The sequence below is a fragment of the Paenibacillus sp. JSM ZJ436 genome, assembly GCF_044383795.1.
GTDB classification, from domain to species: Bacteria; Bacillota; Bacilli; order Paenibacillales; family Paenibacillaceae; genus Paenibacillus_AQ; species Paenibacillus_AQ algicola.
This window is the reverse complement of the sequence record NZ_JBISEO010000009.1, coordinates 1-24,524: the sequence shown is the minus strand read 5'-3', so window position 1 is coordinate 24,524 and position 24,524 is coordinate 1. Positions and strand designations below refer to the sequence as shown.

General features: G+C 52.8%; 29 protein-coding genes, 1 rRNA gene and 1 pseudogene. 25 read left to right on the top strand and 6 right to left on the bottom strand.

From position 1 onward, the window contains the following. Positions 1-22 precede the first annotated feature (22 nt). Positions 23-1,024, top strand: coding sequence for a magnesium transporter CorA family protein (locus ACH6EH_RS12880; RefSeq protein ID WP_397332600.1), 1,002 nt, complete (start codon positions 23-25; stop codon positions 1,022-1,024). 155 nt (positions 1,025-1,179) lie between these two features. Here the strand turns inward: ACH6EH_RS12880 and ACH6EH_RS12875 are convergent, their stop codons facing one another. The 3 genes from ACH6EH_RS12875 to ACH6EH_RS12865 all read right to left on the bottom strand — a co-directional run bounded on the left by ACH6EH_RS12875 (position 1,180) and on the right by ACH6EH_RS12865 (position 2,408). Further along, the gene (locus tag ACH6EH_RS12875; RefSeq protein WP_397332599.1) at positions 1,180-1,590 is read right to left on the bottom strand and encodes a DUF5665 domain-containing protein; all 411 of its coding nucleotides are present in this window, start codon (positions 1,588-1,590) and stop codon (positions 1,180-1,182) included. A 96-nt stretch (positions 1,591-1,686) separates the two neighbouring features. Next, positions 1,687-2,100 (bottom strand): YtxH domain-containing protein, encoded by a 414-nt coding sequence (locus tag ACH6EH_RS12870; RefSeq protein ID WP_397332684.1) that lies wholly within the window; start codon positions 2,098-2,100, stop codon positions 1,687-1,689. Positions 2,101-2,150: 50 nt separating this feature from the next. Further along, on the bottom strand, positions 2,151-2,408 hold the full coding sequence (locus ACH6EH_RS12865; RefSeq protein ID WP_138226987.1) for a GlsB/YeaQ/YmgE family stress response membrane protein: 258 nt from the start codon (positions 2,406-2,408) through the stop codon (positions 2,151-2,153). A 195-nt stretch (positions 2,409-2,603) separates the two neighbouring features. On the opposite strand from ACH6EH_RS12865, the gene ACH6EH_RS12860 reads away from it, so the two are divergent. Continuing rightward, positions 2,604-3,605: an asparaginase gene (locus ACH6EH_RS12860; RefSeq protein WP_397332598.1), complete on the top strand. Its 1,002-nt coding sequence runs from the start codon at positions 2,604-2,606 to the stop codon at positions 3,603-3,605. Positions 3,606-3,725: 120 nt separating this feature from the next. On the opposite strand, the gene ACH6EH_RS12855 is transcribed toward ACH6EH_RS12860, so the two are convergent. Then, positions 3,726-3,950: a DUF1128 domain-containing protein gene (locus ACH6EH_RS12855; protein ID WP_397332597.1), complete on the bottom strand. Its 225-nt coding sequence runs from the start codon at positions 3,948-3,950 to the stop codon at positions 3,726-3,728. 210 nt (positions 3,951-4,160) lie between these two features. Between ACH6EH_RS12855 and yyaC the strand changes: the two are divergent. From yyaC to ACH6EH_RS12835, 4 genes and pseudogenes are all read left to right on the top strand, one after another. Continuing rightward, positions 4,161-4,705, top strand: a pseudogene (gene yyaC / locus ACH6EH_RS12850) (spore protease YyaC). Positions 4,706-4,816: 111 nt separating this feature from the next. Beyond that, a complete protein-coding gene (locus ACH6EH_RS12845) occupies positions 4,817-5,608 on the top strand; it encodes an alpha/beta fold hydrolase (RefSeq protein ID WP_397332596.1) in 792 nt (263 codons plus the stop codon). 207 nt (positions 5,609-5,815) lie between these two features. Then, positions 5,816-6,958 (top strand): class I SAM-dependent methyltransferase, encoded by a 1,143-nt coding sequence (locus tag ACH6EH_RS12840; RefSeq protein WP_397332595.1) that lies wholly within the window; start codon positions 5,816-5,818, stop codon positions 6,956-6,958. Positions 6,959-7,090: 132 nt separating this feature from the next. Next, the gene (locus tag ACH6EH_RS12835) at positions 7,091-8,695 is read left to right on the top strand and encodes an O-antigen ligase family protein (RefSeq protein WP_397332594.1); all 1,605 of its coding nucleotides are present in this window, start codon (positions 7,091-7,093) and stop codon (positions 8,693-8,695) included. Between the two features lie 121 nt (positions 8,696-8,816). On the opposite strand, the gene ACH6EH_RS12830 is transcribed toward ACH6EH_RS12835, so the two are convergent. Next, positions 8,817-9,134, bottom strand: a complete 318-nt coding sequence (locus ACH6EH_RS12830; protein WP_138226981.1) for a hypothetical protein — start codon at positions 9,132-9,134, stop codon at positions 8,817-8,819. Positions 9,135-9,311: 177 nt separating this feature from the next. Here ACH6EH_RS12830 and uptA point away from each other — a divergent pair, with 177 nt between their 5' ends. The 17 genes from uptA (at position 9,312) to ACH6EH_RS12745 (ending at position 22,467) form a co-directional block, all read left to right on the top strand. After that, positions 9,312-9,932, top strand: coding sequence for an undecaprenyl phosphate transporter UptA (gene uptA, locus ACH6EH_RS12825; protein ID WP_138226980.1), 621 nt, complete (start codon positions 9,312-9,314; stop codon positions 9,930-9,932). Beyond that, positions 9,922-10,494: a thioredoxin family protein gene (locus ACH6EH_RS12820; RefSeq protein ID WP_397332593.1), complete on the top strand. Its 573-nt coding sequence runs from the start codon at positions 9,922-9,924 to the stop codon at positions 10,492-10,494. Before uptA ends, ACH6EH_RS12820 begins: the two co-directional genes overlap by 11 nt. 2 nt (positions 10,495-10,496) lie before the next feature. Continuing rightward, positions 10,497-11,123, top strand: coding sequence for an MBL fold metallo-hydrolase (locus ACH6EH_RS12815; protein ID WP_243896149.1), 627 nt, complete (start codon positions 10,497-10,499; stop codon positions 11,121-11,123). A 196-nt stretch (positions 11,124-11,319) separates the two neighbouring features. Continuing rightward, complete coding sequence (locus ACH6EH_RS12810) at positions 11,320-11,508, top strand: hypothetical protein (RefSeq protein WP_397332592.1); 189 nt, start codon at positions 11,320-11,322, stop codon at positions 11,506-11,508. Between the two features lie 94 nt (positions 11,509-11,602). Further along, entirely contained in the window at positions 11,603-12,139 is a 537-nt protein-coding gene (gene sigY / locus ACH6EH_RS12805) for an RNA polymerase sigma factor SigY (RefSeq protein ID WP_397332591.1), read from the top strand. After that, entirely contained in the window at positions 12,132-12,464 is a 333-nt protein-coding gene (locus ACH6EH_RS12800; protein WP_397332590.1) for a DUF5345 family protein, read from the top strand. The genes sigY and ACH6EH_RS12800 overlap by 8 nt, the downstream gene beginning before the upstream one ends. Continuing rightward, positions 12,457-12,672: a hypothetical protein gene (locus tag ACH6EH_RS12795; protein ID WP_208204318.1), complete on the top strand. Its 216-nt coding sequence runs from the start codon at positions 12,457-12,459 to the stop codon at positions 12,670-12,672. Before ACH6EH_RS12800 ends, ACH6EH_RS12795 begins: the two co-directional genes overlap by 8 nt. A 167-nt stretch (positions 12,673-12,839) precedes the next feature. After that, positions 12,840-13,220: an ATPase gene (locus ACH6EH_RS12790; RefSeq protein WP_397332589.1), complete on the top strand. Its 381-nt coding sequence runs from the start codon at positions 12,840-12,842 to the stop codon at positions 13,218-13,220. 136 nt (positions 13,221-13,356) lie between these two features. Further along, entirely contained in the window at positions 13,357-13,644 is a 288-nt protein-coding gene (gene gatC / locus ACH6EH_RS12785) for an Asp-tRNA(Asn)/Glu-tRNA(Gln) amidotransferase subunit GatC (RefSeq protein ID WP_138226972.1), read from the top strand. Between the two features lie 21 nt (positions 13,645-13,665). Next, positions 13,666-15,120, top strand: a complete 1,455-nt coding sequence (gene gatA / locus ACH6EH_RS12780; RefSeq protein WP_397332588.1) for an Asp-tRNA(Asn)/Glu-tRNA(Gln) amidotransferase subunit GatA — start codon at positions 13,666-13,668, stop codon at positions 15,118-15,120. Positions 15,121-15,147: 27 nt separating this feature from the next. Further along, positions 15,148-16,587: an Asp-tRNA(Asn)/Glu-tRNA(Gln) amidotransferase subunit GatB gene (gatB, locus tag ACH6EH_RS12775; RefSeq protein WP_397332587.1), complete on the top strand. Its 1,440-nt coding sequence runs from the start codon at positions 15,148-15,150 to the stop codon at positions 16,585-16,587. Between the two features lie 133 nt (positions 16,588-16,720). Next, positions 16,721-17,206, top strand: a complete 486-nt coding sequence (locus ACH6EH_RS12770; RefSeq protein ID WP_397332586.1) for a GNAT family N-acetyltransferase — start codon at positions 16,721-16,723, stop codon at positions 17,204-17,206. A 38-nt stretch (positions 17,207-17,244) separates the two neighbouring features. Then, positions 17,245-17,964 carry an MgtC/SapB family protein gene (locus ACH6EH_RS12765; RefSeq protein ID WP_397332585.1) on the top strand — a complete coding sequence of 240 codons (720 nt, stop codon included), beginning with the start codon at positions 17,245-17,247 and terminating at the stop codon, positions 17,962-17,964. A 211-nt stretch (positions 17,965-18,175) separates the two neighbouring features. Continuing rightward, a complete protein-coding gene (locus ACH6EH_RS12760) occupies positions 18,176-18,772 on the top strand; it encodes a hypothetical protein (RefSeq protein WP_138226967.1) in 597 nt (198 codons plus the stop codon). 39 nt (positions 18,773-18,811) lie between these two features. Continuing rightward, positions 18,812-20,131 (top strand): DUF4097 family beta strand repeat-containing protein, encoded by a 1,320-nt coding sequence (locus ACH6EH_RS12755; RefSeq protein ID WP_397332584.1) that lies wholly within the window; start codon positions 18,812-18,814, stop codon positions 20,129-20,131. A gap of 96 nt (positions 20,132-20,227) precedes the next feature. After that, positions 20,228-20,659: a peroxide-responsive transcriptional repressor PerR gene (perR, locus tag ACH6EH_RS12750; RefSeq protein ID WP_138226965.1), complete on the top strand. Its 432-nt coding sequence runs from the start codon at positions 20,228-20,230 to the stop codon at positions 20,657-20,659. A gap of 92 nt (positions 20,660-20,751) precedes the next feature. Further along, a complete protein-coding gene (locus ACH6EH_RS12745) occupies positions 20,752-22,467 on the top strand; it encodes a glycosyl hydrolase family 18 protein (protein ID WP_397332583.1) in 1,716 nt (571 codons plus the stop codon). A gap of 57 nt (positions 22,468-22,524) precedes the next feature. Here ACH6EH_RS12745 and ACH6EH_RS12740 read toward each other — a convergent pair whose 3' ends face one another. Next, a complete protein-coding gene (locus ACH6EH_RS12740) occupies positions 22,525-22,926 on the bottom strand; it encodes a YgzB family protein (protein WP_397332582.1) in 402 nt (133 codons plus the stop codon). A gap of 115 nt (positions 22,927-23,041) precedes the next feature. On the opposite strand from ACH6EH_RS12740, the gene ACH6EH_RS12735 reads away from it, so the two are divergent. Next, a complete protein-coding gene (locus tag ACH6EH_RS12735) occupies positions 23,042-23,932 on the top strand; it encodes a nucleotidyltransferase-like protein (protein ID WP_397332581.1) in 891 nt (296 codons plus the stop codon). Between the two features lie 367 nt (positions 23,933-24,299). After that, positions 24,300-24,524, top strand: a 16S ribosomal RNA gene (locus tag ACH6EH_RS12730); the annotation flags it as partial.

Sequence of the window (24,524 nt, the reverse complement as noted above, 5' to 3'; positions counted from 1 at the left end):
ATAGGAAGGAGGGAATGAACTTATGAAAGCAATTAAGGAGCAGGATGGGCAGCATGTCCATGAGCTGGCACAGGAATGGACCTGGTATGATCTTAAAGTATCAGACTGGCAGGATGATCTCCTGGAGCCTTTGATCAAGAGCTATCCCTCCCTGAAGGAGTGGTGCAAGCTGGCTCCTACCTTTAAAGATCGTAATTATTTGTCTGTGCGCTTTCCAGATGGTTCGGAGCCGGTGATGATGGGCTCCATACTATACAAAACGGCGGAGGATTTGAAGCAGGATGAAGAAGACAAGCCGGAGGAGCAGAAGGACAAGCAGCTGTATTTCTATCTGGATAACGACGTCTTTATAACCTTCAATCTGGATCAGCATACCCGGGAGCTTATGCTGAAACCGGACCGAATTGCGATGATGAAGCAATGCTCGCGGCCCATTGAAGGGATGTTCATACTAGCTCGGGCGATTCTTCATTATTTTCATGCCGGGATGGATCGGTTTGAAGCCCACTTGCGAGAGGTCGAAAGTATTATGCGAAAGCGCAATGCGCGGAATCTAATGGATCAGATATTGTCGCTGCGCTTCGAGTTGCTCTTCTGGCACAACCTGTTCATTCCCTTTCAAGAGCTAATCGCGGCTACGAAAGAAGGCTATGAGGACCGGGTGAAGGACAATCGGTTTTATTTGCAGCTGCTGCACCGGGTAGAGCGTATGGAGCAGCTCTTTATGCATTATCACCGGGAAATTGAAACTCTGATATCTATTGACGATGCGGTTTCCGGGTTCCGCGGCAACGAGATTATGAAGACGCTGACGATCTTCACGGTTCTGCTAACACCAGCCACCGTGGTCGGGGCGATTTGGGGTATGAATTTCGATCGGTTACCCATGACCAAAGCAGGCTGGGGGTTTACCGCGGTTATGGTGCTGACCCTAGTATTTACCGGACTATTATACATCTGGATGTGGCGAAAGAATTGGACCGGAGATCTGCTGAACGTCAAATCGCGAAAAAAGAATTTATGAATACCGAAATCACCTGCTAAAACGGGCGGCAAAAGCGAATAAAGAGAAATAACCAGCCCAGTGCAGTACCCTGGGCTGGTTATTTTATATACACGGTCTTTACTTAAAAATATGGATATCTCTCAAGTCGCATGATTCCTTGGGGGACCGTCCTCTTATCTAGCCTGATCAATATATCCTTGAAGCTGGGCAATATAATCACCGATGAGAGGCAGGTCTACGAACAGGCTCAGCAGATAACCGAGTAAGCTTAATACGACCACAGTACCGACAGTTAAGCCTAAACCACGAGCAAGACCGGCCGTAAAGTTCGTGATCAGTCTCCGCTTGGGATTCATATAATTCTCAATGATATCTTTGAAGTCGGCACGCTCCAGCGTATCGGCTACCTTATCCAGCCGGGTATTCAGACGCTTCACCTCATGCCGGAGCTCGAAGGGATGCTCATTGACTTCATATGCATGCTGCTGCGGCTTCTCTTCAGAAACCGACTCTCGCCGTGTGCTGTCGTTTCGTGTGCGGCTGCCCGTAGCTGCATTCATTGGATATGGATTGGCTTTGCTCATTCCTCTTCCCACCCTTTCTGTACAAGATGTATGGCATGTCCTGGGATAAAAAATAGCCAGCTGTGTCAGCTGGCTATTTCATTCTCAATCATGTGCTTAGTGAGAGTTGTTCGTGGATTTCAGCTCCTGGCTGACCTCCGCAGAAGCTTCCATTTCCTTATCCATTACTTCTTCCGAAGCAGCCGCAGCTTCATCAGCTACTTCTGTGGAAGCCTGCTTGAAGCTGGCCATCACATTGTTGCGGCTCTCATTCACTGTAGACATGACATCGGTAGCTTTCGTGCTTACGGTTTTGGCAAGCTCGGAAGCCTTCGTGCCGACAACGCCGGCTACTTCCTTCGTCTTGTCAGACACCAGATTGATCTTCTCAGTCAGATCGCCGCGCATTTCGCTGCCCGGCTTCGGTGCGAACAACAGCGCTGCCGCTGCACCGACTAGAGCACCAATAAATGCCCCTTTAAAGAAATTGGAATTCCCTTGGTTTGTATAATCCTGTTCGTGTTGATTCATCATAATCACTCCTTAAATTAGTATAGGGTGTAAACGTTAAAACAAGGTGATTAGGCTGCACGCCGGAGCATTTTCGATGCCAGTCCCAGGATGAAAATGAATACCGCGGTGCCTATAATCGCAGGGACAATAGCGAATCCGCCAATAACAGGTCCCCATGAACCCAGTATGACCGGTCCAAGCCAAGCGCCGATAAAGCCGGCGATCATGGAACCAATAATGCCTCCTGGCATATCATGGCCCACTATGGCGTCTCCGATAATGCCGATAATGATAGCCATTACGATGCTGATTACGATGCCCCACATAAGTATCGCCTCCTTTTAGGTGCATTGGCTTGCGCAGGCTTGCTTATTCCGTATTTAAACCTCCGACCTTGATATGAAACAATAAACCGGCCTGCTGAAGGAGAATAGATTTTGTATTATACTAATGAAGCTCATACTAAGGATACCGATCAGAATGCTTGCAGGCATGAGATAGAATTGAAGGAGAGAACCGCTATGGAAACCGCATTAATTACAGAATATCGAGCTGGCGTGGTGGAATGTCTGCACAGCGGGCATATCGCTGTCGTGGACGACACCGGAGCATTAGCCGCATGGGCTGGAGATCCGAGCCATCTGGCCTTTACCCGCTCGTCTGCCAAGCCGCTGCAGCTCATTCCTTCCATCATGGCGGGTGTGCATACCCATTATGGGCTGACAGAGCAGGAGCTTGCAGTCATCGTTTCCTCTCACCGAGGGGAGCCGGAGCATCAGGCCGTGCTCGCCGCCCTCATGATGAAGCTGGGGGTTGAAGAAGAACGGCTGGTCTGTGCACCAAGCTATCCGCTGGACCGGCGGAGCCGGGACCAGCTGCTCCTGAACGGGGCCGGGATGCGTCGGCTCTACCATAATTGTTCCGGAAAGCACCTGGGCATGCTGGCAAGCTGCAGCTTGCAGCAGTTTCCTATGGAAGGCTATGAAGATCCGTCTCATCCGCTGCAGCAGCAGGTGCTGAACAGCATGGCGTCCATGAGCGGCCTGACTGTAGAGCAGATCTCGGTGGGCATTGACGGCTGCGGTCTTCCCGTGTTCGCTTTGCCGCTGCAATCCCTGGCGGCTGCTTATGTCAAGCTGGCTTGTCCGGATCTGATTTCGGATCCCGGCATGCAGGCTGCGGTACAGGTAATTACGTCGGCTATGACAAGTCACCCTTATATGGTCGGCGGCAGAAACCGTCTGGATACACTGCTGATGGAGGATGACAATATTATTGCCAAGGGAGGCTTCAAGGGCATATTCTGCTTTGGGCTCAAGAAGGAGCGCCTCGGCATTGTGCTGAAGGTTCTGGATGGCTCTGAAGAGGAGTGGGCGTGGATTACGGAATCCATTCTGGAGCAGCTCGGCAGCGGCAGCCGGCCGATGCTGGAGAAGCTTCGCCAGACCTACACCCGGAAGCTGTTGAATGACGGCGGTCAGCAGGTCGGGCATGTGGAGACCGTATTTACACTCCAGCGTTAAAGCCTAAGTACGAAAAGGGGGGCTCTATCAAGCTGATGATAGCTTGGTAGAGCCCCTCTTTTATCGTCGTGCCGATCCATGTAGTCGCAATATGTGCGGCCCTAGGAGGCTGAAACGGTGCTAGCGGCCGCGCAGGCGTCCCAACTCGGATACGATCGCTTCCACCTCGGAAATACTCATATTGCTCTTGGTCATCACAATGTCGTACACATCACGAATATCTTCATATTGTTCTTCCGAGAAAGCGGATGGCTGCATGGCCGCCCCTGAAGCCATGCGCAGCTTCAGCTTGATCTGCTCGATCATGAACTCCAGATTCTCCCGGTTCTTCTCATTCAAATTCATACCTTCTTACACTCCTTCCATATATGCTGCAGGCGCCAGGAGATGAATCTTCCGGCTCCATCCTAACAGCTGTGCGTTCCTTGTATTGTACCATGGGAGGACAGGTGCAGGTAATCCTTTTTGCCAGTGGCGCCGGAATGGTTTACAATCGGTTGAGAATAAGGCAGAACGGGACGTTCTGTCGTTTCGTGCTGCAAGGAGGAAAACGGAATGAACAGGGAAACAGAGCCTAAGGGGCAGGGGATATACACCAGAAAGGCCAGACTTGCGGGGGAAGAGCTTCCACTATTTTTTGCTGCGATTGCCAGGGAAGTATCTGCAGATCACCTGACCTTGGTCTGTATTGGAACAGACCGCTCTACCGGTGACGCACTGGGTCCACTGACAGGAAGCCGCTTGGCGGCGCATGGCTTCCCCCATGTCATCGGCACGCTGCCGGATCCTTGTGATGCGCAGAGTATCGAGGAGAAGCTTGGCTCCATCCCAGAACATCATACGATATCGTGGCGATTGATGCTTGTCTGGGACAGCGTGCCTCCGTCGGCAGCTTTCTCGCAGGCCAAGGTCCGCTTAGCCCGGCAGAATCCGTAGGCCTTTCTTTACCCCGCGTCGGTCACTACAGCATCGCTGCAGTCGTGAATGAAAAGGGTCCAAAGCCGTATTGGACCTTACAGTCGACCTCTCTTCACAGGGTCATGGATATGGCGTCCCGGATTGCGGATGCAGCCGCATCGGCCTTTAGGCTTATTCCTTGATCCAGCCGTTTCATTCCAGCGTGAATCGGGTTTAATACTGTATATTATAGCTGGAATGAACTTTAGCTGATGCCTCTATAGAGTCGTCAGCCTAAGAAAGAAGGGGTTCTCTTGGAAAAAGTAATTTGTAACGGTAAAACGATTTGTTATCTGGAGCAAGGACAGGGTGAGCCGGTCATTTTACTTCACGGCTTCTGCGGAAGCTCTTCTTATTGGGAACCTGTGCTGCCTCATTTGCACGGCTATCGGTTCATTGTCCCTGACCTTCGGGGTCATGGGAAGAGCGATGCACCGATGGGGCCGTATACCATAGAACAAATGGCGGATGATGTATTGATGCTGATGGATGAGCTGGAGGTGCCAAAGGCCGTACTGCTTGGACATTCATTGGGCGGATATATTACATTGTCCTTTGCCCAGCGTCATAGCGAACGCCTGAATGGCTTCGGGCTTATTCACTCCACCGGCTACAGTGATTCGGATGAAGCGAAGGAAAAGCGTCTGAAAGCTGTGAGCACGATTCAAGGTGCAGGGATTACAGATTTTATCGACAGCCTGATTCCGGGGCTGTTTGCTCCGGGTAACCGGGAGATCCAAACAGGCTCCATCCAGAAGGCCAAGGAGATCGGGTATCAAACCCCTCCACAGGGTGCGGTGGGAGCCGCGCTGGCGATGCGGGAGCGTCCGGACCGTCGTGACGTGCTGTCTGCAACCACATTACCTGTGCTGCTGGTAGCCGGTGAGAAGGATGAGCTCATTCCCGAAGAGCGGGTGTTCACGACCGATCATCCCAATGTTACCCAGGCTGTAATCTCAGGAGCCGGCCACATGAGCATGATGGAAGCGCCGCAGGAGCTGGCCCGCACGATGGACTCCTTCCTGTCCTCTGTGTTTTCATCTTAATGGATACAGCAAGCATTCTTGATCCTTTCCCGGACTATTTCGGATGGGGGTCAAGGATGCTTTTTTCTATGAAATAGCTAGAAAGGCATGGGATTTTGGAAGGATTGACGAAGGTGGTATGATGGAGGATGTGAACGAAACGGCTGTACAATCCAACATGAAAGAGGGAAGACCCTTTTGGAAGCACTGCGTAAACTAATCCAACAGATGATGGAGGAGGCCTCCCTCATTACCGGTACCTTGAGTCAGCTCCGCAAGCGTGAAGGAGCCGCCTATAACAAAGTCACTATAAAGCCTGTAGAGCTAAAGGGGCAATTACACTATCAGATCGCTTACTATACAGCAACACAGGTCAATCACCAGAATGTACTGCCGGACGAAGCTGCCGGCGTGCTTACCTCTCTCGTAGAGGAGGTTTTCCGCCAGGCCTTGTTCTGCACTGCAGAAGCCGATTATCAGGTGCTGATCTCCAAGAAGTTCAAGGTCTCGATTTTAACCAAATCGCCGACCAAGTCCAAGAATGATTTGATGCTCGCCCATAACCGCAAGAAAGCTTACATTTTGGAGGAAGGGACGCCGGTGCCTTTCTTGATTGAGCTGGGGATCATGAATGAGGAAGGCAAGGTCTTTGCCAAAAAATACGATAAGTTCAAGCAGATCAACCGATTTCTGGAGATGGTGGAGGATGTCCTCCCTCATTTGCCCCAGGACCGCGCGCTTACAATTGTGGATTTCGGCTGCGGGAAATCGTATCTGACCTTTGCGCTATATCACTATTTGGCGGTAAAAGCTCGAAGAACGCTGCATGTTGTCGGACTCGATCTGAAGGCGGATGTCATCGAACACTGCAGTTTGCTGGCGAAAAGAATGGAATACGGGAATTTGCGGTTTCTTGTCGGGGACATTGCCGATTATGACGAATTGGATCAGGTCGATATGGTGGTTACGCTGCATGCCTGTGATACTGCAACGGATGCAGCCCTGGAAAAGGCTGTTCGGTGGGATGCCTCGGTCATTCTGTCCGTCCCTTGCTGTCAGCACGAGCTGTTCAGCCAGATCGAAAGCCCGGTGCTGGAGCCGCTGCTGTCGCATGGGATTTTGAAGGAGCGCTTCTCCGCGCTGGCGACAGACGGGATTCGGGCCAAGCTGCTGGATCTGATGGGCTACAAAAGCCAGCTGCTGGAGTTTATTGATATGGAGCATACCCCGAAAAATATCCTGATCCGCGCTGTAAAAGGCAATGCCGGCGACCGTGCACGGCTGTGGAGTGAATATACAGCTTTTCGGGATTTCCTGCAGGCATCGCCTTATCTGGAACGTGCCTGTCGGGATTTGCTGCCGCAGGAGTAGGCGAGAAAGCTGAGTTGAAGAGTGGGGGGACTGCCTTTGGGCAGTTCTCTTTTTTTTACGCCTGTACGGCGGTTAATCTCCCGGCATGGCGGCGACACTTGTAGGATCAAGTGCGTCAAGGGAGGGGTAAGTATGGTCACTGGCATGCTGGGTATCCTGCTGCTGACAATGCTGGGGATGGGGTGTCTGCAGACGGGGCTGTTTTTTGATCATGAGATGTACGGGGTGGCTGCTGTGACTGGAGGCTTCTGTCTGGCTGCAAGCGCGGTGCTGGCGGTGAGGCCGGCGGCAGAAGGGAGTAAAGTGCTGGCCGCTGGAGATGAGGCGGGGCTCGCCGCAGGGCAGGCTGCTATGGGGAATCATCCTTCCGCTGTCATTATGCGGCCTGCAGTGATGCCGCTGCTGCTGCTCAGCATAATGATGACAGCTGCATACGGCTTTCATCTGATCAGCGGCCCGGTTTCGGTGCAGGGCACCCAGCGTGAAATGCTTCATTGGAGTCTGTGCGCTGCGGCAGGCCTGACGGCTTGGCGATTGAGCCGCACGGACGGAGGGAGAAGCTGGCTGCGGCTGGCCTGGCACGGTACGGGAGCTGTGCTATGCGGAAGCGCACTGCTTGCCGTGTATGGGGTGCTGGAGCTGCCGGACGCTATTCTGCGGACGGCAGACCCTGCCATTAGCGCTGCAGGCGCGAGGCTCGGCGGCCTCCTTCAGTACCCGAACACGTTCGGGGCCGTGATGGCCGCCTTTTTGCTGGAGCGCCTGTTTGCGCTCCCCGGTGCGCTGCAGCGCCGCACCGGCTCGGGGCGTGAAGCGGCTGCCTTGCTGCCGCTTCTGCCCTACGCCGCCGCGCTGCTCCTGACGGAGTCGCGCGGCGCCTGGCTTGCGGCCGCCATGGCAGCGGCGGCCGGTCTTGCCGCGGAGCGGCGCGGTGCCGCGCTGCTCCTGGCGGCGGCAGCCGCGCCATTCGCGGGCGCGGCGCTGCTCTATCGCCAGCTGGCCGAGGCGCAGCTGGCTCCTGCGGTGCTGCCCGGCCTGCTATGGCTGGCCGGGCTGTGGGCCGGCGGGAGCATCGCCGGCCGGTGGCTGGCCTGCGGGCTGCTTCGCAGCCAGCCCGCAGGCGCCGCGCTGTCCCGCGCCCGCCTCGCGCCGTCTCACGCCCACCTCGCGCTGTCTCGCGCCCACCTCGCGCTGTCTCGCGCCCACCTCGCGCTGTCCCGCGCCCACCTCGCGTCGCCCCGCGCCCACCTCGCGCTGCTGGCATCCTTGCTGCTATACGCCGTTGCGGCTGTGGCAATTGGGTCGCAGATCCATACCCGGCTGGATCCACAAGGGGGGACGATGGCATCACGGCTGTTCATGTACCGTGATGCCTGGCAGCTGTTCCAGCAGTCCCCTTGGTTCGGGCAGGGCGGGGATACGTGGAGAACGTACAGCTTCTTCCAGAGCCAGTCTTATGCGGCTGCCGAGGTTCATAGCGGTTACCTGGACTGGCTGCTCAATCTGGGCCTGATCTCCGCAGCAGGCATTGCTCTTCTGCTCTGGACCTTATGCAGGGCAGTCAGCGTAAGCAGGCAGGCGGCACAATGGACCCCGCTGCTTGCGCTCTTGATTCACAGCGCGGTTGATTTCGATTGGAGCTATGGCTTGGTCTGGCTCATCATCATTCTGCTTGCCGCTAACGGTGAAACAAGCCGCCCTTCCGCCGGGCAAGCTTCTCCTGACCCGCGCTCCTAGCCGCCCCGCTAAAGCGTGCCGGCTGCACCTGTTCATGCCGAGCCCCGCACTACCGCACCACGCCACGGCATTGCCTGCAAGCGGCTCGCATCCGCTCCTGCCGGACTCAAAGCTCCCGCGCTCAAGCCCCTCCAAAAGCGCTGCGAAAAGCCCCCTGCAGCGCTTTTTCCGGCACCTGCCACAGCTCGGCCAGCTCTGCGGACACCTCGGTGTCCCACCAGTCGCACAGCAGCTTTTTGTTGCTGTAATTCTCATGAATCCAGATCAGATTGCCAATGACCTTCCGGTAATACAATTCTTCTCCCTGCTTGACAAGCTCGGGCTCAATGTACGTTTTCAGCCGCTTGACGGTCCGGTACAGCTCCTTGCTGCAGGCGCGCCGAATACCCCGTGGGGACGGGGGACGGATGCCATCCTGCTTGCTGTATGGGGTATGCATGGGCATCACTCCTTTCTTCACGATATGTGCCCGGCCGGGCGGAAGACACAAGGCGATCCTTATTTGGGCGGGATGCATGTCCTTTGAAGCCGGAGAATACATATGAGATATCCGGCCGCAGAGCCGCACAGGATTTCACAATCCGGGACTACATTAGCTCAGGGGGATTAATAAAATATGGATGCAATCATGAATGGCATTGCCGGTTTGTTTGAATGGATTCAAGGTTTGGGGGTTTTCGGGATAATGCTGGGACTGATGCTGGAGGTAATTCCGAGCGAGATTGTACTGGCTTACGGCGGGTATCTGGTGTCCGAAGGGCAGATCAGCTTTGCGGGAGCCATGCTGTTTGGAACCGCGGGCGGGGTACTGGCCCAGCTGTTCGTTTACTGGATCGGACGCTATGGGGGAAGGCCTTTTCTGGAGCGCTACGGCAAATATCTCCTCATCCATAAAAAGCACATCGACTACGCAGAAGACTGGTTCAGCCAATATGGCACCGGCGTCATTTTCACCGCCCGCTTTGTGCCCGTGGTCCGGCATGCCATTTCGATTCCTGCAGGCATCTCCAAAATGAACCTCGGACGCTTTACCCTCCTCACCACCCTGGCAGTCATACCCTGGACCGCCCTGTTTCTCTATTTGGGGATGCTGCTTGGAGATCAGTGGGAGCAAGCTCATGAGATGGCCTCTCCGTACATCCGGGAATTCCTGCTTGGCGCTTTGGCAATCCTCATCATTTACTTTATAATTAAATGGATGAAGCTGAAAAAAGGGAGGGCGCAGCATGGCCGTTAATGTAGCGCATAAATTGGGCACCGGCATCACGCCGAGACAATTTATGGACAGCATGGAGAAGAACAAAGAGGCTTTTCAAAGCAATTACGATGCCTTTAAATGGAGCTCGGATGAGGATCGTGAATTTTTCGAGAGCCTGAAGGGCAAGGATGTGCGGGTGCTTATACTGGCAGCAGACTGGTGCGGAGATGTGTTGCGTAATGTGCCGGCCATTTTCCGAGCGCTGGAGGCTGCTGAAGTGACCACCGAGGTGCTTGTGATGGAGCAGCATCTGGAAACGATGGATCAGTTCCTCACGTTTGGCGGACGCTCGATTCCCGTCGTCCTTATAGTGGATTCCGGCGGGAACGTACTCCGTCAGTGGGGACCGCGGCCTGCACATGTCCAGAAGCATATGGCTGCATTCAAGCAGGATAACCCGGACCGCGAAGCACCGGATTATCAGGAGAAGCTGCTGCAGACCCGCAAGAGCATTCAGCAGGCCTACGGAGAGCAGCATGAATCGGCTGCGGCCGTGATCGGTGAGCTTCGGCAACAGCTTGCCGGGATTGCGCAGGGGTAAGAATGCTGAATATTACTTCTTTTAATCTGGGCCCTCTGCAGACGAATGCTTATATGCTAACGGGTGAGAATCCACGCCAGGCTGTGATTATTGACCCGGGAATGAATCCGGGACCGCTGCTGAAAGTCATCCAGGACATTGAGGTTGAAGCGATCTTGCTGACGCATGCTCACTTTGACCATATGGGCGGCGTCGATGAGCTCCGCAAGCTGAAGGGCTGTCCGGTATATCTTCATGATCTGGAGCAGGAGTGGCTGGAATCGCCCAAGCTCAACGGGTCCCTGAGATGGCCGCAGGTCACAGGTCCGCTTAGCACGGAGCCCGCAGAATACGGGCTGGATGAGGGCCAGCGTCTATCGCTCATCGGGCACACCTTCACCGTGCATCATACGCCGGGACACTCGCCGGGCAGTGTCAGCTTCCTGTGCGGGCAGCATCTCTTCTCCGGAGATGTGCTGTTCAAGCTGGGCGTTGGACGCACAGATCTGCCGGGCGGACGGGAGCGCGATCTGCTGAACTCCATTCAGCACACCCTGTTCACATTTCCCGACGACACGATTGTGTACCCTGGACATGGTCCTCGAACCAGCATCGGCTACGAAAAAGAGCGAAACCCGTATGTCAGATGAAGCGGCTTAGTTCAAAAAACGACAGCATCCGAGCATTTAATGCTGGACAAGCCTTTGCGAAATTGCTACAATTACGTCAATTGCATAATAACTTTCGCGAAGCACGCAGACTGTGGAGTCATTCCCGGTTTGCGTTCTTTTATTTTATACGCCTTTTTTCGCTGTAATGTGACGCTGTGAATAGGGAGCTGTGGATATGAAAACCGATTTTTTGCCGCTGGTTGAAGGCAGCCTGGATCAGAGGCATGAGAGTGCAGCAGCAGGGAAGACTTCCTGTGAGGAGACAAGAAGAGAGAGCTCCGCAGCCTGGCTGCAGCTGCTAAGGCACAGCTGTATTCCCCAGCCCTGGAGAGTGAGGCTGGAACTGCGCCGTATCGACAAATAATGGAACTCCCATGGGAAGCCCGGATCTTGAACGTTTAGCAGGACAGAATCGTATTAAGAAGGAAATGACACATGAAGCAGGTGAGGATGCCTAGATGAAGAGGCAAGACGCTGAGGTGATTGAACGGGCCCGGCAGGGGGATCCAGCAGCGATGGCGGAGCTGTTTCAGCAGCATTACTCTTTTCTGCATAAATATCTGCTGAAGATTTCCATGAATTCCACACTGGCAGAGGATATTGCGCAGGATACCGTCCTTCGCTGCATGGAGCACCTGCACCGTTATAATGGAACCTCTTCTTTTTCCTCCTGGATGATCACGATTGGAACGCGTATCTATTTGGACAAGATGAGGCGGAGGAAGCGGGAGCGTGCCTGGTTTCTGAAAGAGAAGGAGCAGGGCCTCCGCAAGCTGAAATGGCAGCTGGAGAGCGGGGGCGATGCATGGAATGAAATGCTGGAATCCTTATCGACGCTGTCAGACGACCACCGGATTGCCATTTTGCTTAAGCATTACTATGGCTATTCCTATGATGAGATCGGGGAAATGCTGGGGATTCCGGCTGGCACGGTGAAATCCAGAGCCTCGTATGGAATCCAGTCACTGCGAAAGGAGCTGAAGAGACATGTCTGAGCGGCTTGGTGAAGAGCACGAGCAGTGGATCAAGGCATGGAATCAGGAGCTGGAGCGTTTGGACCGCGCAGCGGACCGCACCGGGGTGCCGCCGCTTGCGGAGCTGGAAGCCATGGCGCTTGCTTCTATAGAGAGAAGGGGCCAAAGAGAGCGGCGTGAATTGTTAAGCTTCATATTGCTGGCTGTTCTAGTGATCAGCATGGTGCTTGTGGCGGCATGGGCAAGTGCGGTGCTGCTGCTCTTGATCCAAGGCCTGGGGCTGCTTGTCGGGGCCGCCTTCCTCGCCGGTCGTTATACCGGCCGGAAAGGAAGCTCCTATGAGTGAGTGGCGCGAGATCCAATCCATTCCTCCATGGGCCATCCTGGTCATCGCCTTGCTCCTCCTGACGCAGGGAACCGCGCTATTTCTGGATGCCAGAAGACGGGGGCTCGGGAGAATGGCCTGGTTCTGGGGCGTTTGGGGCATTTTGAACGTGCCGACCCCACTGGTTGTTTACTATTTTCTCATTCTCCGCCGCGGTAGAGGGACGTAATTATTCATGATGTAGAACGGGCCATAGCCGCAGCGGAACCGGGACTTATTCCCGGCAGAGCCTCGCAGATTTCCAGATGTTTTTTACTTGGGATTCTCATAGACAACGCTATGAATTTTTAGTAGACTACTAAGATAAGCAAGGAAAGACATCTCAGGAGGTAGACGATGCTGCGTTTAGGGGAAAAAGTCACAGTGGTCGCAGACGCCTTTGAGCAGAATCTTCCCGTTGGCCAGTACGCCTATATTATTGCGTACGACCGAAATCCGGACAACGCGTTTGATTACGTCATTCGGATTCCTTCTCTCAACCGTAATTTTTTTGTTCCGGCGGATGATATTGAGCTGGAGGCTGTCGTGTTGAAACAGGAAGCCGAGCGGGTGGAGCGGGAAGCGCTCATCGATTTTGCCCTGTCGACATATAATGAGAAGCTGTTTCATCAGGTGATGAACGGTGAGCAGGATCAGACCGAGGTAGAGGAAGAGGTCAAGGAGACGATGTCTCAGGCTGATTTCATCAAGCAAGTGAATCTTCGGGCATGGATTTAGAAGAGTCGGCCAAGAGCCGGCTCTTTTTTGCATGGCTCTGAACATTGAATTGTATCTTCTTCTACAATATAATGAGAAAAGTTATCCGCGACTTTATCCCTTTAAACGCGAGAAGGGAAGAAAGAGGAGTGAAATCATGAGTATTACGACCAAGGACGTTCAGCATGTGGCCAAGCTGGCGAGGCTTAACCTGACTCCACAAGAGGAAGAGCTGTTTACCGGCCAATTGAACGCCATTTTACAATATGCCGAGAAGCTGAAAGAGCTGGACACGGATCAGGTAGAGGCTACCACCCATGTCCTGCCGCTGCGTAACGTTATGCGTGAAGATGAGAACCGGCCGTCGCTTCCGATCGAGAAGGTGCTGCTGAATGCACCGGATGAGGAAGACGGACAATTTAAAGTGCCTGCCGTATTGGAATAGAGCGCAGAGGAGGATATGACCTTGAGTTTGTTAGATTATAGATTACACGAGATACATAGCAAGCTTCACGAGAAGGAGCTGTCCGTCAGCGATCTGGTAGACGAAGTGTTCCGCCAGATCGGGGAACGGGAAGAGAAGGTACAGGCTTACCTTACGCTGGATGAAGCAGGAGCGCGCGCTCAGGCGAAATTACTGGATGACAAGCTGGTTTCGGGCGAAGCCAGAGGGCTGCTGTTCGGGCTGCCGGCAGGGCTGAAGGATAATATTGTAACCGAAGGGCTTCGTACAACGTGTGCCAGCCAGTTTCTGTCGAACTTTAACCCGGTATACAATGCCACGGTTGTATCGAAGCTTAACGCTGCAGATGCCATCACGATCGGAAAGCTGAACATGGACGAATTTGCCATGGGTGGATCTAACGAGAATTCCAGCTTCCATCCTGTCCGTAATCCGTGGAATGTGGAGCGAGTTCCTGGGGGCTCCAGTGGCGGCTCGGCTGCTGCGGTTGCGGCAGGAGAGGCATTCTTCACTCTAGGTTCGGATACTGGAGGCTCTATTCGCCAGCCGGCTTCCTATTGCGGCGTCGTGGGCTTGAAGCCGACGTATGGCCTGGTATCACGCTTCGGCCTGGTAGCCTTTGCTTCTTCCCTGGATCAGATTGGGCCGTTGACCAAGAATGTAGAGGATTCTGCATATGTGCTGCAATCCATTGCCGGCTATGATCCGATGGATTCGACCTCAGCCAAGGTGGACATCCCGGATTATATCAGCGCGTTAAGCGGTGATGTTTCCGGCCTCCGTATTGCCGTACCGAAAGAGTATCTGGGCGAAGGTGTTGACGCCGAGGTCAAAGAAACTGTACTGAATGCGTTGAAGGTGCTGGAAGGTCTTGGTGCCGTATGGGAAGAGGTTTCGCTGCCGCATACAGAGTACGCCGTGGCTACCTATTATTTGCTGGCCTCCTCCGAAGCTTCCTCGAACCTGGCACGCTTTGACGGCGTCCGCTACGGACAGCGGGCCGACAGCGGCAATTTGCTCGATTTGTATCATGAATCCCGCAGCCAGGGCTTTGGCGATGAGGTGAAACGGCGGATTATGCTGGGTACCTACGCCCTGAGCTCCGGTTACTATGACGCGTACTATTTGAAGGCGCAGAAGGTACGGACCTTGATCAAGCAGGATTTTGACCAGGTGTTTGAGAAATACGATGTCATTATTGGACCGACAGCCCCGACAACGGCATTCAAGCTGGGTGCCCAGGTGGATGATCCGCTGACGATGTACCTCAATGATATTCTGACCATTCCGGTCAGCCTGGCGGGTGTACCGGCGATCAGTGTTCCATGCGGCTTTGCAGGCGGGATGCCGGTGGGCATGCAGATTATCGGCAAGGCGTTTGATGAACAGACGGTGCTGCGTACAGCACACGCTTTTGAACAACATACAGACCATCATAAACGGCGTCCGGAACTGTAATCACCGGCAGAAGGAGGGAACAAAGAGATGTCTACATCCAAGTATGAAACGGTAATCGGACTTGAGGTTCACGTCGAGCTTCATACGAAGTCCAAAATTTTCTGCGGCTGCTCCACAGCATTTGGAGCTCCGCCGAATACCCACACTTGTCCGATTTGTCTCGGACATCCCGGCGTTCTGCCGGTGCTCAATCGACAGGCTGTCGAATATGCAATGAAGGCAGCCATGGCGCTGAATTGCACCATCGGTGACATCAGCAAATTTGACCGCAAGAACTATTTCTACCCCGATTCTCCAAAGGCGTATCAGATTTCCCAGTATGACCAGCCGATCGGAGAGAATGGATGGGTGGATATTGAAGTGAACGGAGAGACCAAGCGGATTGGCATTACCCGCCTTCATCTGGAGGAGGATGCCGGCAAGCTGACTCACGTGGATGGCGGCTATGCTTCTCTCGTCGACTTTAACCGTGTCGGCACACCACTGGTGGAGATCGTTTCCGAGCCGGAAATTTCTTCACCTGAGGAAGCCAAGGCATACATGGAGAAGCTTCGCTCCATCATGCAGTATTGTGAGGTTTCCGATGTGAAGATGGAGGAGGGCTCGCTGCGCTGTGACGCGAATATCAGCCTGCGTCCCTACGGTCAAGAGAAGCTCGGCACAAAGGCTGAGCTGAAGAACATGAACTCCTTCCGCGGTGTGCAGCGCGGTCTGGAGTATGAGGAATACCGTCAGGCCGAAATTTTGGATGAGGGCGGCAAGATTGTCCAGGAAACACGCCGCTGGGATGAGGCGCAGGGCAAGACCCTTTCCATGCGCGGTAAGGAGGAAGCCCATGATTACCGCTATTTCCCGGACCCGGATCTGGTACGCGTACACATTAGTGAAGAGTGGAAGGAAGCTGTAAGATCAACCATTCCGGAGCTGCCGGATGCCCGCAAGGCCCGCTACGCTGCGGAGTATGGACTGCCGAATTATGATGCAGCTGTAATTACCTCCTCCAAGGCATTGGCGGATTTGTTTGAGGACAGCCTGAAGTATACCCAGGATGCCAAATCAGTATCGAACTGGATTATGGGCGATCTGATGGGATATCTGAATGCTAATAGCCTGGAGCTTTCGCAGGTTCCGATTACCGGGCAAGCGCTGGGTGAGATGATTGGATTGATTGAGAAGGGCACGATTAGCAGCAAAATTGCCAAGACTGTGTTCAAGACCATGCTGGAGAGCGGCAAGCTTCCTCAGCAGATTGTAGAGGAGCAGGGTCTGGTTCAGATTAGTGATGAAGGCGCGATTAAGACCATTGTAGAGCAGGTGGTTGCAAGCCATCCGCAATCTGTAGAGGATTACAAGGCTGGCAAGCAGAAGGCCATCGGCTTCCTGGTGGGACAAGTGATGAAGGAAAGTAAGGGCAAGGCGAACCCTGCGCTCGTAAACAAATTGCTGGTGGATGTGCTGAACGTATAACCGCCGCATGAATTTCAAAGGGACTGCCTGTCGGCAGTCTCTTTTTTACACCTTTGCCGGATTGCTTGTTATGTTTCGTATCATTTCGGATTATATATTAAGGTGCATGCCTAATGAAGGGCTGGTATGAGGGATGGAGATTGAAGCATTACAGCTAGGCGATGAGGATACGGTGCAGCAAATCTGGTCTCTTCAGCATGCGGCCTATCCCTATGAGGCCCAGGCGATCGGACTGAGTGATCTGCCGCCGCTGAGAGATACGTATGCATCTATTGCCGCCTGCGGCGAGATTTTTTATGGCATCAGGGATCCGGAGGGTGATTTGATCGGTGCTGTAGCTGTAGAGCTGGAGCAGGAAAAGCTTACGATTAGTCGTATGATGGTCGCGCCGGATCATTTTCGCGAGGGTATCGCCACCCGCCTGGTCACGCACGTCCTAAGCACCTATAAAGAGGTCCCGTTATTGATTGTATTCACCGGAAGCAAGAATTTTCCCGCTGTCAGATTGTATGAGAAGTCAGGCTTTCAGCCGGTGGGCACCTTGGATGTAGCACCTGCCGTGGAGCTGACGGAATTTCATCTGCACAGGTCAGAGGAAAACGTGGCTGACAAAGCTTGAAGGCTGACAGATGACAAACATACGCGAGGAGGAATGGCATGGAGCTCGAAAATCCATGGGTAATTGACAATGTGAGTATTTTTTTTAGACTAGTGCTGGCTCTCATACTAGGTGGAATGATTGGCTGGGAACGAGAGCGGTCAAATCATGCTGCCGGGCTGCGTACGCACATCTTGGTGTGTATGGGCTCATCCCTGATTATGCTTCTTTCTGTATACGGGTTTGCGGATTTTGTGGATGAGGTAAATGTTCGAATTGACCCTGCCCGTCTGGCTACGGCTGTCATTACAGGGATTGGCTTTTTGGGGGCCGGGACCATTCTGTTTACCGGGAAATCCATTACCGGCTTGACGACAGCAGCCTCGATCTGGGTCGTTGGAGCGATCGGCCTGGCCGTGGGAGCCGGCTTTTATTTTGCAGCTATCGTCTCCACCCTGCTCATTCTGGTGAATCTCGTCGTGTTTAACAAGCTGGAGCAGCGATACATACGGGGCAGCAAGCTTCATCTGGTGACGGTCCATGCCAGTAATGCACCCGGACTGCTTGATGGACTGTCAGCGATGCTGAACAGCGAGGGCTTTGTAATCAAAAAGCTGATCGTGAACGAGCGGAATACGGTACCCTTCAGCGACACGCAGCCGGCTATACCGGGAGTGGAAATTTCGCTGCATGTGCTTACAGACCGCCGGTTTGATCCGGTGAAGCTGACCCAGCAGATCCGTGATTTAGGCGGAGTTTCTATGGTTACGGCAGAATAAGTATTGAAAACAGCCATCCCTTAAGCGGGTTGGCTGTTTTTATCATGGGATGGGAACAAGCTTCGGATAACAATTGTAAATCTAGACGGTGGATAGAGTGCTCATACACGTATCCAGTTTTTTGACAGTTACTCTGTCTGTCGTTTAGGGTACTATCAAAGAAAGACACAATCGGATCATGATGAGCCTCTCGTGGAAGGAGAGAACGGTGATGCAACAGCTTCAGCCAACCCATAAGCAACGACGCTCCCGGAGCTTGTCTCCCGGCGGACCTGGCTTTATGAGCCGAAGAAGAAGGAAGCTGCCAGCCCTGCTCTTGGCGGCGATCATTCCAGGATTAGGCCACATTTATTTGGGCTTGTATCGAAAAGGCCTGCTGTTTGTGCTGCTCCTCATGCTGGATATTTCCGCGCTGCTTTATTTTTCATCCATCGGTATGCAAATAAATGTTCCGCTGCTCATGCTGCTGGGGCTGCTGGTTCCAGCGGGTTATTTCTATAATGTATACGATGTGCTGCAGACTGCAGATTATCTAACATCCCGAAAACGGCGTGCGGAGGAGCAGGTCACTCTGCATACTCAGAAATCAAAACGCCCTGAGCTTGACATATTCCGCGGAGCCGGAGGCTTGTCTTTCGGTTTGATGCTGGTTGCGGGAGGCGCATTACTGATGCTGCTGCATCAGAGGCCGCCCTGGCTGCAGGCTGGGATCCGTGATTACGGTAATGAAATAGCTGCCCTGACCTTGGTGGCGGCGGGCTTCATCATGGGCATTCGGGAAATGCTGAAGCATAAGAAGAGGCTGTAAAGGCCAGCAGCTTTTGCGAAAAGAAGGTGAAATGAATCGATGAGGCATACTGTAAAAATTGGAAGATACACTGCAGCGCTACTCCTGATCGCCACTGGCGGCCTGCTGCTTATCGACGAGTGGTACAACACGGACCATGTATTTTTGCTGCTAACCTGGTGGCCGGCATTGTTTGTGCTGCTAGGCATTGAATATTTGGCCCGTTTTGCCTACTTCAAGCTTCGGCGAGAAGGAAGCCGGTGGCGTTTCCGGCCGGATATCCGGGGTGTGCTGTTGTCTTTGGCGGCAGCGGCCTCCTTTTTTATCGTATCCCAGCAGGATCATTTCCTGCATTTATGGAATCGGGTTAGTCTGAATTTAACGGCGGCCGGTGTGGATTATAGTGATGAAACAGGCAATCGCTTTGTGAAGCCGGAGCTGGAAATTCCCGTGACGATTGAAGCCGCCAGGCTGAGTATCGATCATCTGAACGGGGATATTGTGGTGCGCCGGGGCAGTACAGACGATATTATTGTGCAGACCGAGGTGTGGGTGGATCAAGAGGAGCCGGGGCTTGCTGAAGCGATTGCCGAGCAGTCGGCGGTAGAGGTGGAAGGAAGAAGCATCATTTCTATTCGCGCCAAGGGCAAGGCCTATGGAGAATCCGGAAAAAGACAGCCTCGCCTGAATCTCGACATTCAGGTTCCGGTCAACCGGCGCCTGGATCTGGAGGTTCGCACCATGAACGGCGGTATCTTCCTGCTCAATATCGAAGCGAATCGCAAAATCACCCTGGAAAGCGGCAACGGGCCCATTACTCTCAGCCGGGTATACGGAGATGTGACAGGCTCCACACTGAACGGAAATATGAACGTGCGGTATCTGACCGGAGATGTACAAATGACGACAAGCAGCGGCACAGTTCAGGCTTATGATGTGAGTGGCAGCGTCGTGCTCAGTACCCAAGTGGGCAATATTACGGCGAACCGGCTGGGCAAGGATATTGATGTTCGAACGAAGAACGGCAACATTACTTTAGCGGGTGTCCGGCAAAGTCTCAAAGCGGAGTCCTTGAACGGTGCGGTCGATATTCGCTCAGGGCTGATCGGCGGGAACTGGGATGTATACAGCGCGGTGGGCGAGATGAATCTTCATCTGCCTTTGGCCGGGGACTACAAAATCAAGGGCACAACGAGCTACGGACGGATTTTTTCAGAAATAACGCCCTTTCAAGTCGAACAGAAGACCATCACAGGGCAGCTTGGCAGCGGGGAGCACCAAATTGTAATCGAAGGCAACAGTGATCTCAATGTATACCGAAGCTATCCGGAATATGAGCGAAGATCAGGAGAAGGCAGCTTAACGCCTTTGCCATATTGACATTGACAAATTAAAAAACATAGCCGAAAATAATGTTAACCTGCAGCTTTTACACAGTTTTACAGGTTAAACTATCTACTAAAGGCGGTGGACCATATGGGAACGTCCGTGCAGCATGCATTGGAACAGCTCAAAGCGACGGGAGTCCGCATCACGCCGCAGCGCCACGCGATTTTGTCTTATCTGGTAGAATCCATGTGCCATCCTACGGCCGATGACATTTATCGTGCCTTGGAACCGAAATTTCCAAGCATGAGTGTAGCTACGGTATACAATAATCTTAAGATGTTTATAGAAGCTGGGATGGTTCGGGAGCTCACCTACGGGGATAATTCCAGTCGATTTGATGCCAATGTGTCAGATCACTACCATGTGATTTGTGAATGCTGTGGCAAAATTGAAGATTTCAGTTATCCTACGCTTTCCGACGTAGAGCACCAGGCGGAGAAGAACACCGGCTTTCAGGTGAAGGGACACCGTATGGAGCTTTATGGTGTGTGTACCTGCTGTCAGCAAATGCAACACTAATCTGTAACGTGAATCTGCAACGTGAGGAATGACCCATTCTTCACGTTTTTTTATTTTGTATATAAGATTGCATATAGAAAGGCGGAGCGTAAGTGGCAAGACGTATAAGGCGCAGAGGCGGCAGGAAAAAGGCGGGAGTCTTCACCTTGATGCTTCTGATCCTGATGGCAGCAGGTGTCTGGTGGATGCTTCAAAAGCTTCCGAATAGCAGCTATACCGAGCCGGATTGGCGCGGACTGAGGCAGCCGATTTTGGTTCAGGGGGAATTGACCGGTTATTCCGCCTCAGGGCAGGGAAGCGGTCTCATGCTGCCTTTGGCCCTAGTACAGGAATATGTGGATCCATATATTTACGAAGATGAAGGCTCGGAAACGGTAGTGTTTACGACGTCCTCGGAAGTGTTGTCATTGTCTGCAGGTACGTTGAAGGGGATGCGTAACGGAAACGAAGCTTCCTTTAAGCAGGCCGTTGAGCGTATTGATGGCAAGCTGTACGTCCCTGCGAAGCTTCTGAAGGAGCTGTATTACACGGCATACTACGAGCATCCGGGGACAAGAGCGGTGCTGCTCTCCCGGGCGGGAGACCATCTTGAGCTCGGAGAAGCGGTGCCAGCGGGCAAACAGTCTTTTGCTGCCTTGCGGCAGAGCCCGTCGATCAAGTCGCCGATTTTGCAGGACATGCCGCCGGGGGAGAGGCTGCGGATCTGGGGCCAGGAAGAGCAGGGCTGGCTGAAGGTTCAAACCGACCAGGGATATACCGGCTATGTGCCATCAGATCAGGTTAAACCTAAGGGAAATAAGATCTACCCCAAAAGAATTCACGAGCCTTCCCGGGCAGACCTGGAGTGGAGAGATAGATCCGTTAACCTGGCCTGGGAAGCGGTATATTCCCGTAATCCAGATCCGGGCAAGCTGGGGCAGCTGCCCGGCGTAAACGTAGTCAGTCCGACCTGGTTTGAGATTACGAGCGAAACGGGAGATGTGACATCCAAGGTAAGCCCGGATTATGTAACGTGGGCGCACAAGCTGGATAAGGAAGTATGGGGAGTGCTGACCAATAGCTTCAATCCGGATATTACGACCGCTGTGCTTTCAACGTATGATACCCGAGCGGCTCTGATTACGGAAGTGATCCGGCTAAGCCAGGCTCACGGACTGGATGGAATCAATATTGATTTTGAGAATGTATACACCAAGGACAAGCAGAATCTGATTGCGTTCATGAGAGAGCTTTATCCCCGTGCAAAAGAGCTTGGCTTGATCGTATCGATCGATGTAACACCGAAATCCTCCAGCGAAATGTGGTCTGTTTTCCTGGATCGCAGGGAATTGGCGCATGCTGTGGACTATATGATGGTCATGTCGTATGACGAGCATTGGGCTGCCAGTCCTGAGGCAGGCTCAGTGTCCTCGCTGCCCTGGGCGGAGAGAACGGTGACGAGAATATTGGAAGAGGATGAGGTACCGGCTTCCAAGCTGGTGCTGGGCATTCCGTTATATACAAGAATATGGACTGAAGAAGGAGTAGAAGGCGGCGGAAAAGTGACCTCGAAGGCGGTGGGAATGGAAGCCGTACAATCCCTCTTGGAGGAGAAGGCGCTGACGCCGGTTTACGACGAGCTCACAGGTCAGAATTATGTACAGTACCAAGAAGAGCAGTCTCTGAACAAAATCTGGATCGAGGACCAGATTTCCCTGAAGGCGCGGGTAGAGCTGGCGCATCAATATAATCTGGGCGGCATCGCTTCCTGGAGCCGGATGCTGGGGTCATCAGAGGCGTGGGAGGTTCTGAAAAGCATTCATAAATAAAAATATTAAAAAAAAAGACTGGCCGCTGTCATAAGCGGCCAGTCTTTTTATATAACGTTAACGTGGTTGGGATGAGGTTGAGCTGCGTCCCTGCGTAGAAGATTTCTCCTGGGCTTCCAGCTCGTCCGCTGTAATTGTGGCCATGCCGGGATCCTGTGTCAAAATCGTATGGCAGAACATGCAGCGGTCCGTTTTGCCCAGCATTTTGGTAAGCTTGCCGCATTCGGGACACTGAACCTGCACCGCACTGGTGGACAGCATGCCGGCCCAGAAGTAAATGGCCATACTGCCGACCATCGTGATTAATCCCAGCACCAAGCCGATGCCGGCGAATATCTTCCCAGCCTGGCCCCAAAAAACAATTCCCGCAGTACCTAACACCATGAGCCCCATGCCAATCATAGTCAGCAGAAGTCCCCAGGTACGGAACGCGTTTATTTTTGCACTTTTGAAGATCATAGGATAGCTCCTGTCACAGTAGGAATAGAAAACGAAATATAACAAAAAGAAGGAACTCACATCAGCTTGTAGAATTACATTATAACTGAATTGGCCTGATTTAGCCAAGGAATGTATGGAGGGAATCGTGGAATTAGCCAACTTTTCTTTATATTATAGGTACTCGGTTAATGAGAACGCCTTAGGAGCGGTCGCATACCGAAATCGGGACTCAGCGTTCTGCGGTTCGCTTGTCCATGACTTTGAGTTGAATCTACTAGTGGTATATGAAGTGGAATGGGATGAGCCTGCTGTTCAGCATATCCAGGGACTGGATAAGAGCTTTCAGTTGATTAGCGTCAGCCTGCAGGAGCTGCAGGAGGGTCTAATGAACGGGGAGGACAGCATGATTATCAGATGCCTCCTGAATGGAGACCTGATTAAAGACACGGACGGTCGGATTAGCCAGTTAAGACGAGATTTCCTGCGCTTTAGCGGCTCCTTGAAAGAACAGAAGCAATTTATAGGCTTTGCCCGGTTCTTGCGTCATTACGTGGATACCAAGACTCATTTGAGGCATAAGAATATGCTGGATGCTTACCAAAGCATTACAGAAAGCCTCCGCTACTGGGCTTGTATAGAACTGATTGATCGAGATATTCATCCGGAGTTTGCAATATGGGAGCAGGTTTCCGGTTTAAACACCCCAGTTCGTAAATTGTATGAAGAGCTCACTTTAAGCTCAGAGACGCTTTTACAGCGGATTGAGCTGGTGCTTCTGGCCTGCGAGTTCTCAGTGTTGTCTAGAATGGCCGACTATTCAGCTCCGCTGGTGCGAATTCTGCGTAGCAGAAAGCTGCCCTGGACGATTCAGGAGCTGATGCTGCATCCGGCGATGGAGCCGGTGCTTGATGATCTGCCTCTTATGATCCGGAAGCTTTCTTATCGTTCCATTATCCACGAGGAAGCAGGCTGGAAGGAGTCCCTGCGGCCTGGCTGGGATCACATCCGCTACTATGCCATCTAGCCCTGGCTAGCAAGCCTTGTCCTTCTATGCTTCGAGGGACAAGGCTTGTCTGCTTATAGTTTAATAAAATGGTTGACGACTAACTTGGAGATGTGTTACATTATAACTCGCCCCTTTTAAGAGGCTTAATCGACAGTTGACCGCTGAATATGTCGTCAATAACAAAATAAAAAAAGTTCTTGACGAAACATTGGTCACTGTGATATATTATAAAAGTCGCCGCTGAGAGATGCGACGATAAAGAATGAACAGAATTGATCTTTGAAAACTGAACAACGAGTGAGTTAAACCGATCTTGCCTTCGGGTGAGATCAACAATGAGATTTTATAATCTCGTCAGTTTTGAAATGAGCAATGGAACTCAACTTTCATGGAGAGTTTGATCCTGGCTCAGGACGAACGCTGGCGGCGTGCCTAATACATGCAAGTCGAGCGGACTTGATGAGGAGCTTGCTCCTCTGATAGTTAGCGGCGGACGGGTGAGTAACACGTAGGCAACCTGCCCTCAAGACTGGGATAACTACCGGAAACGGTAGCTAATACCGGATAGTTGATTTCGCTGCATAGTGAGATCTGGAAAGGCGGAGCAATC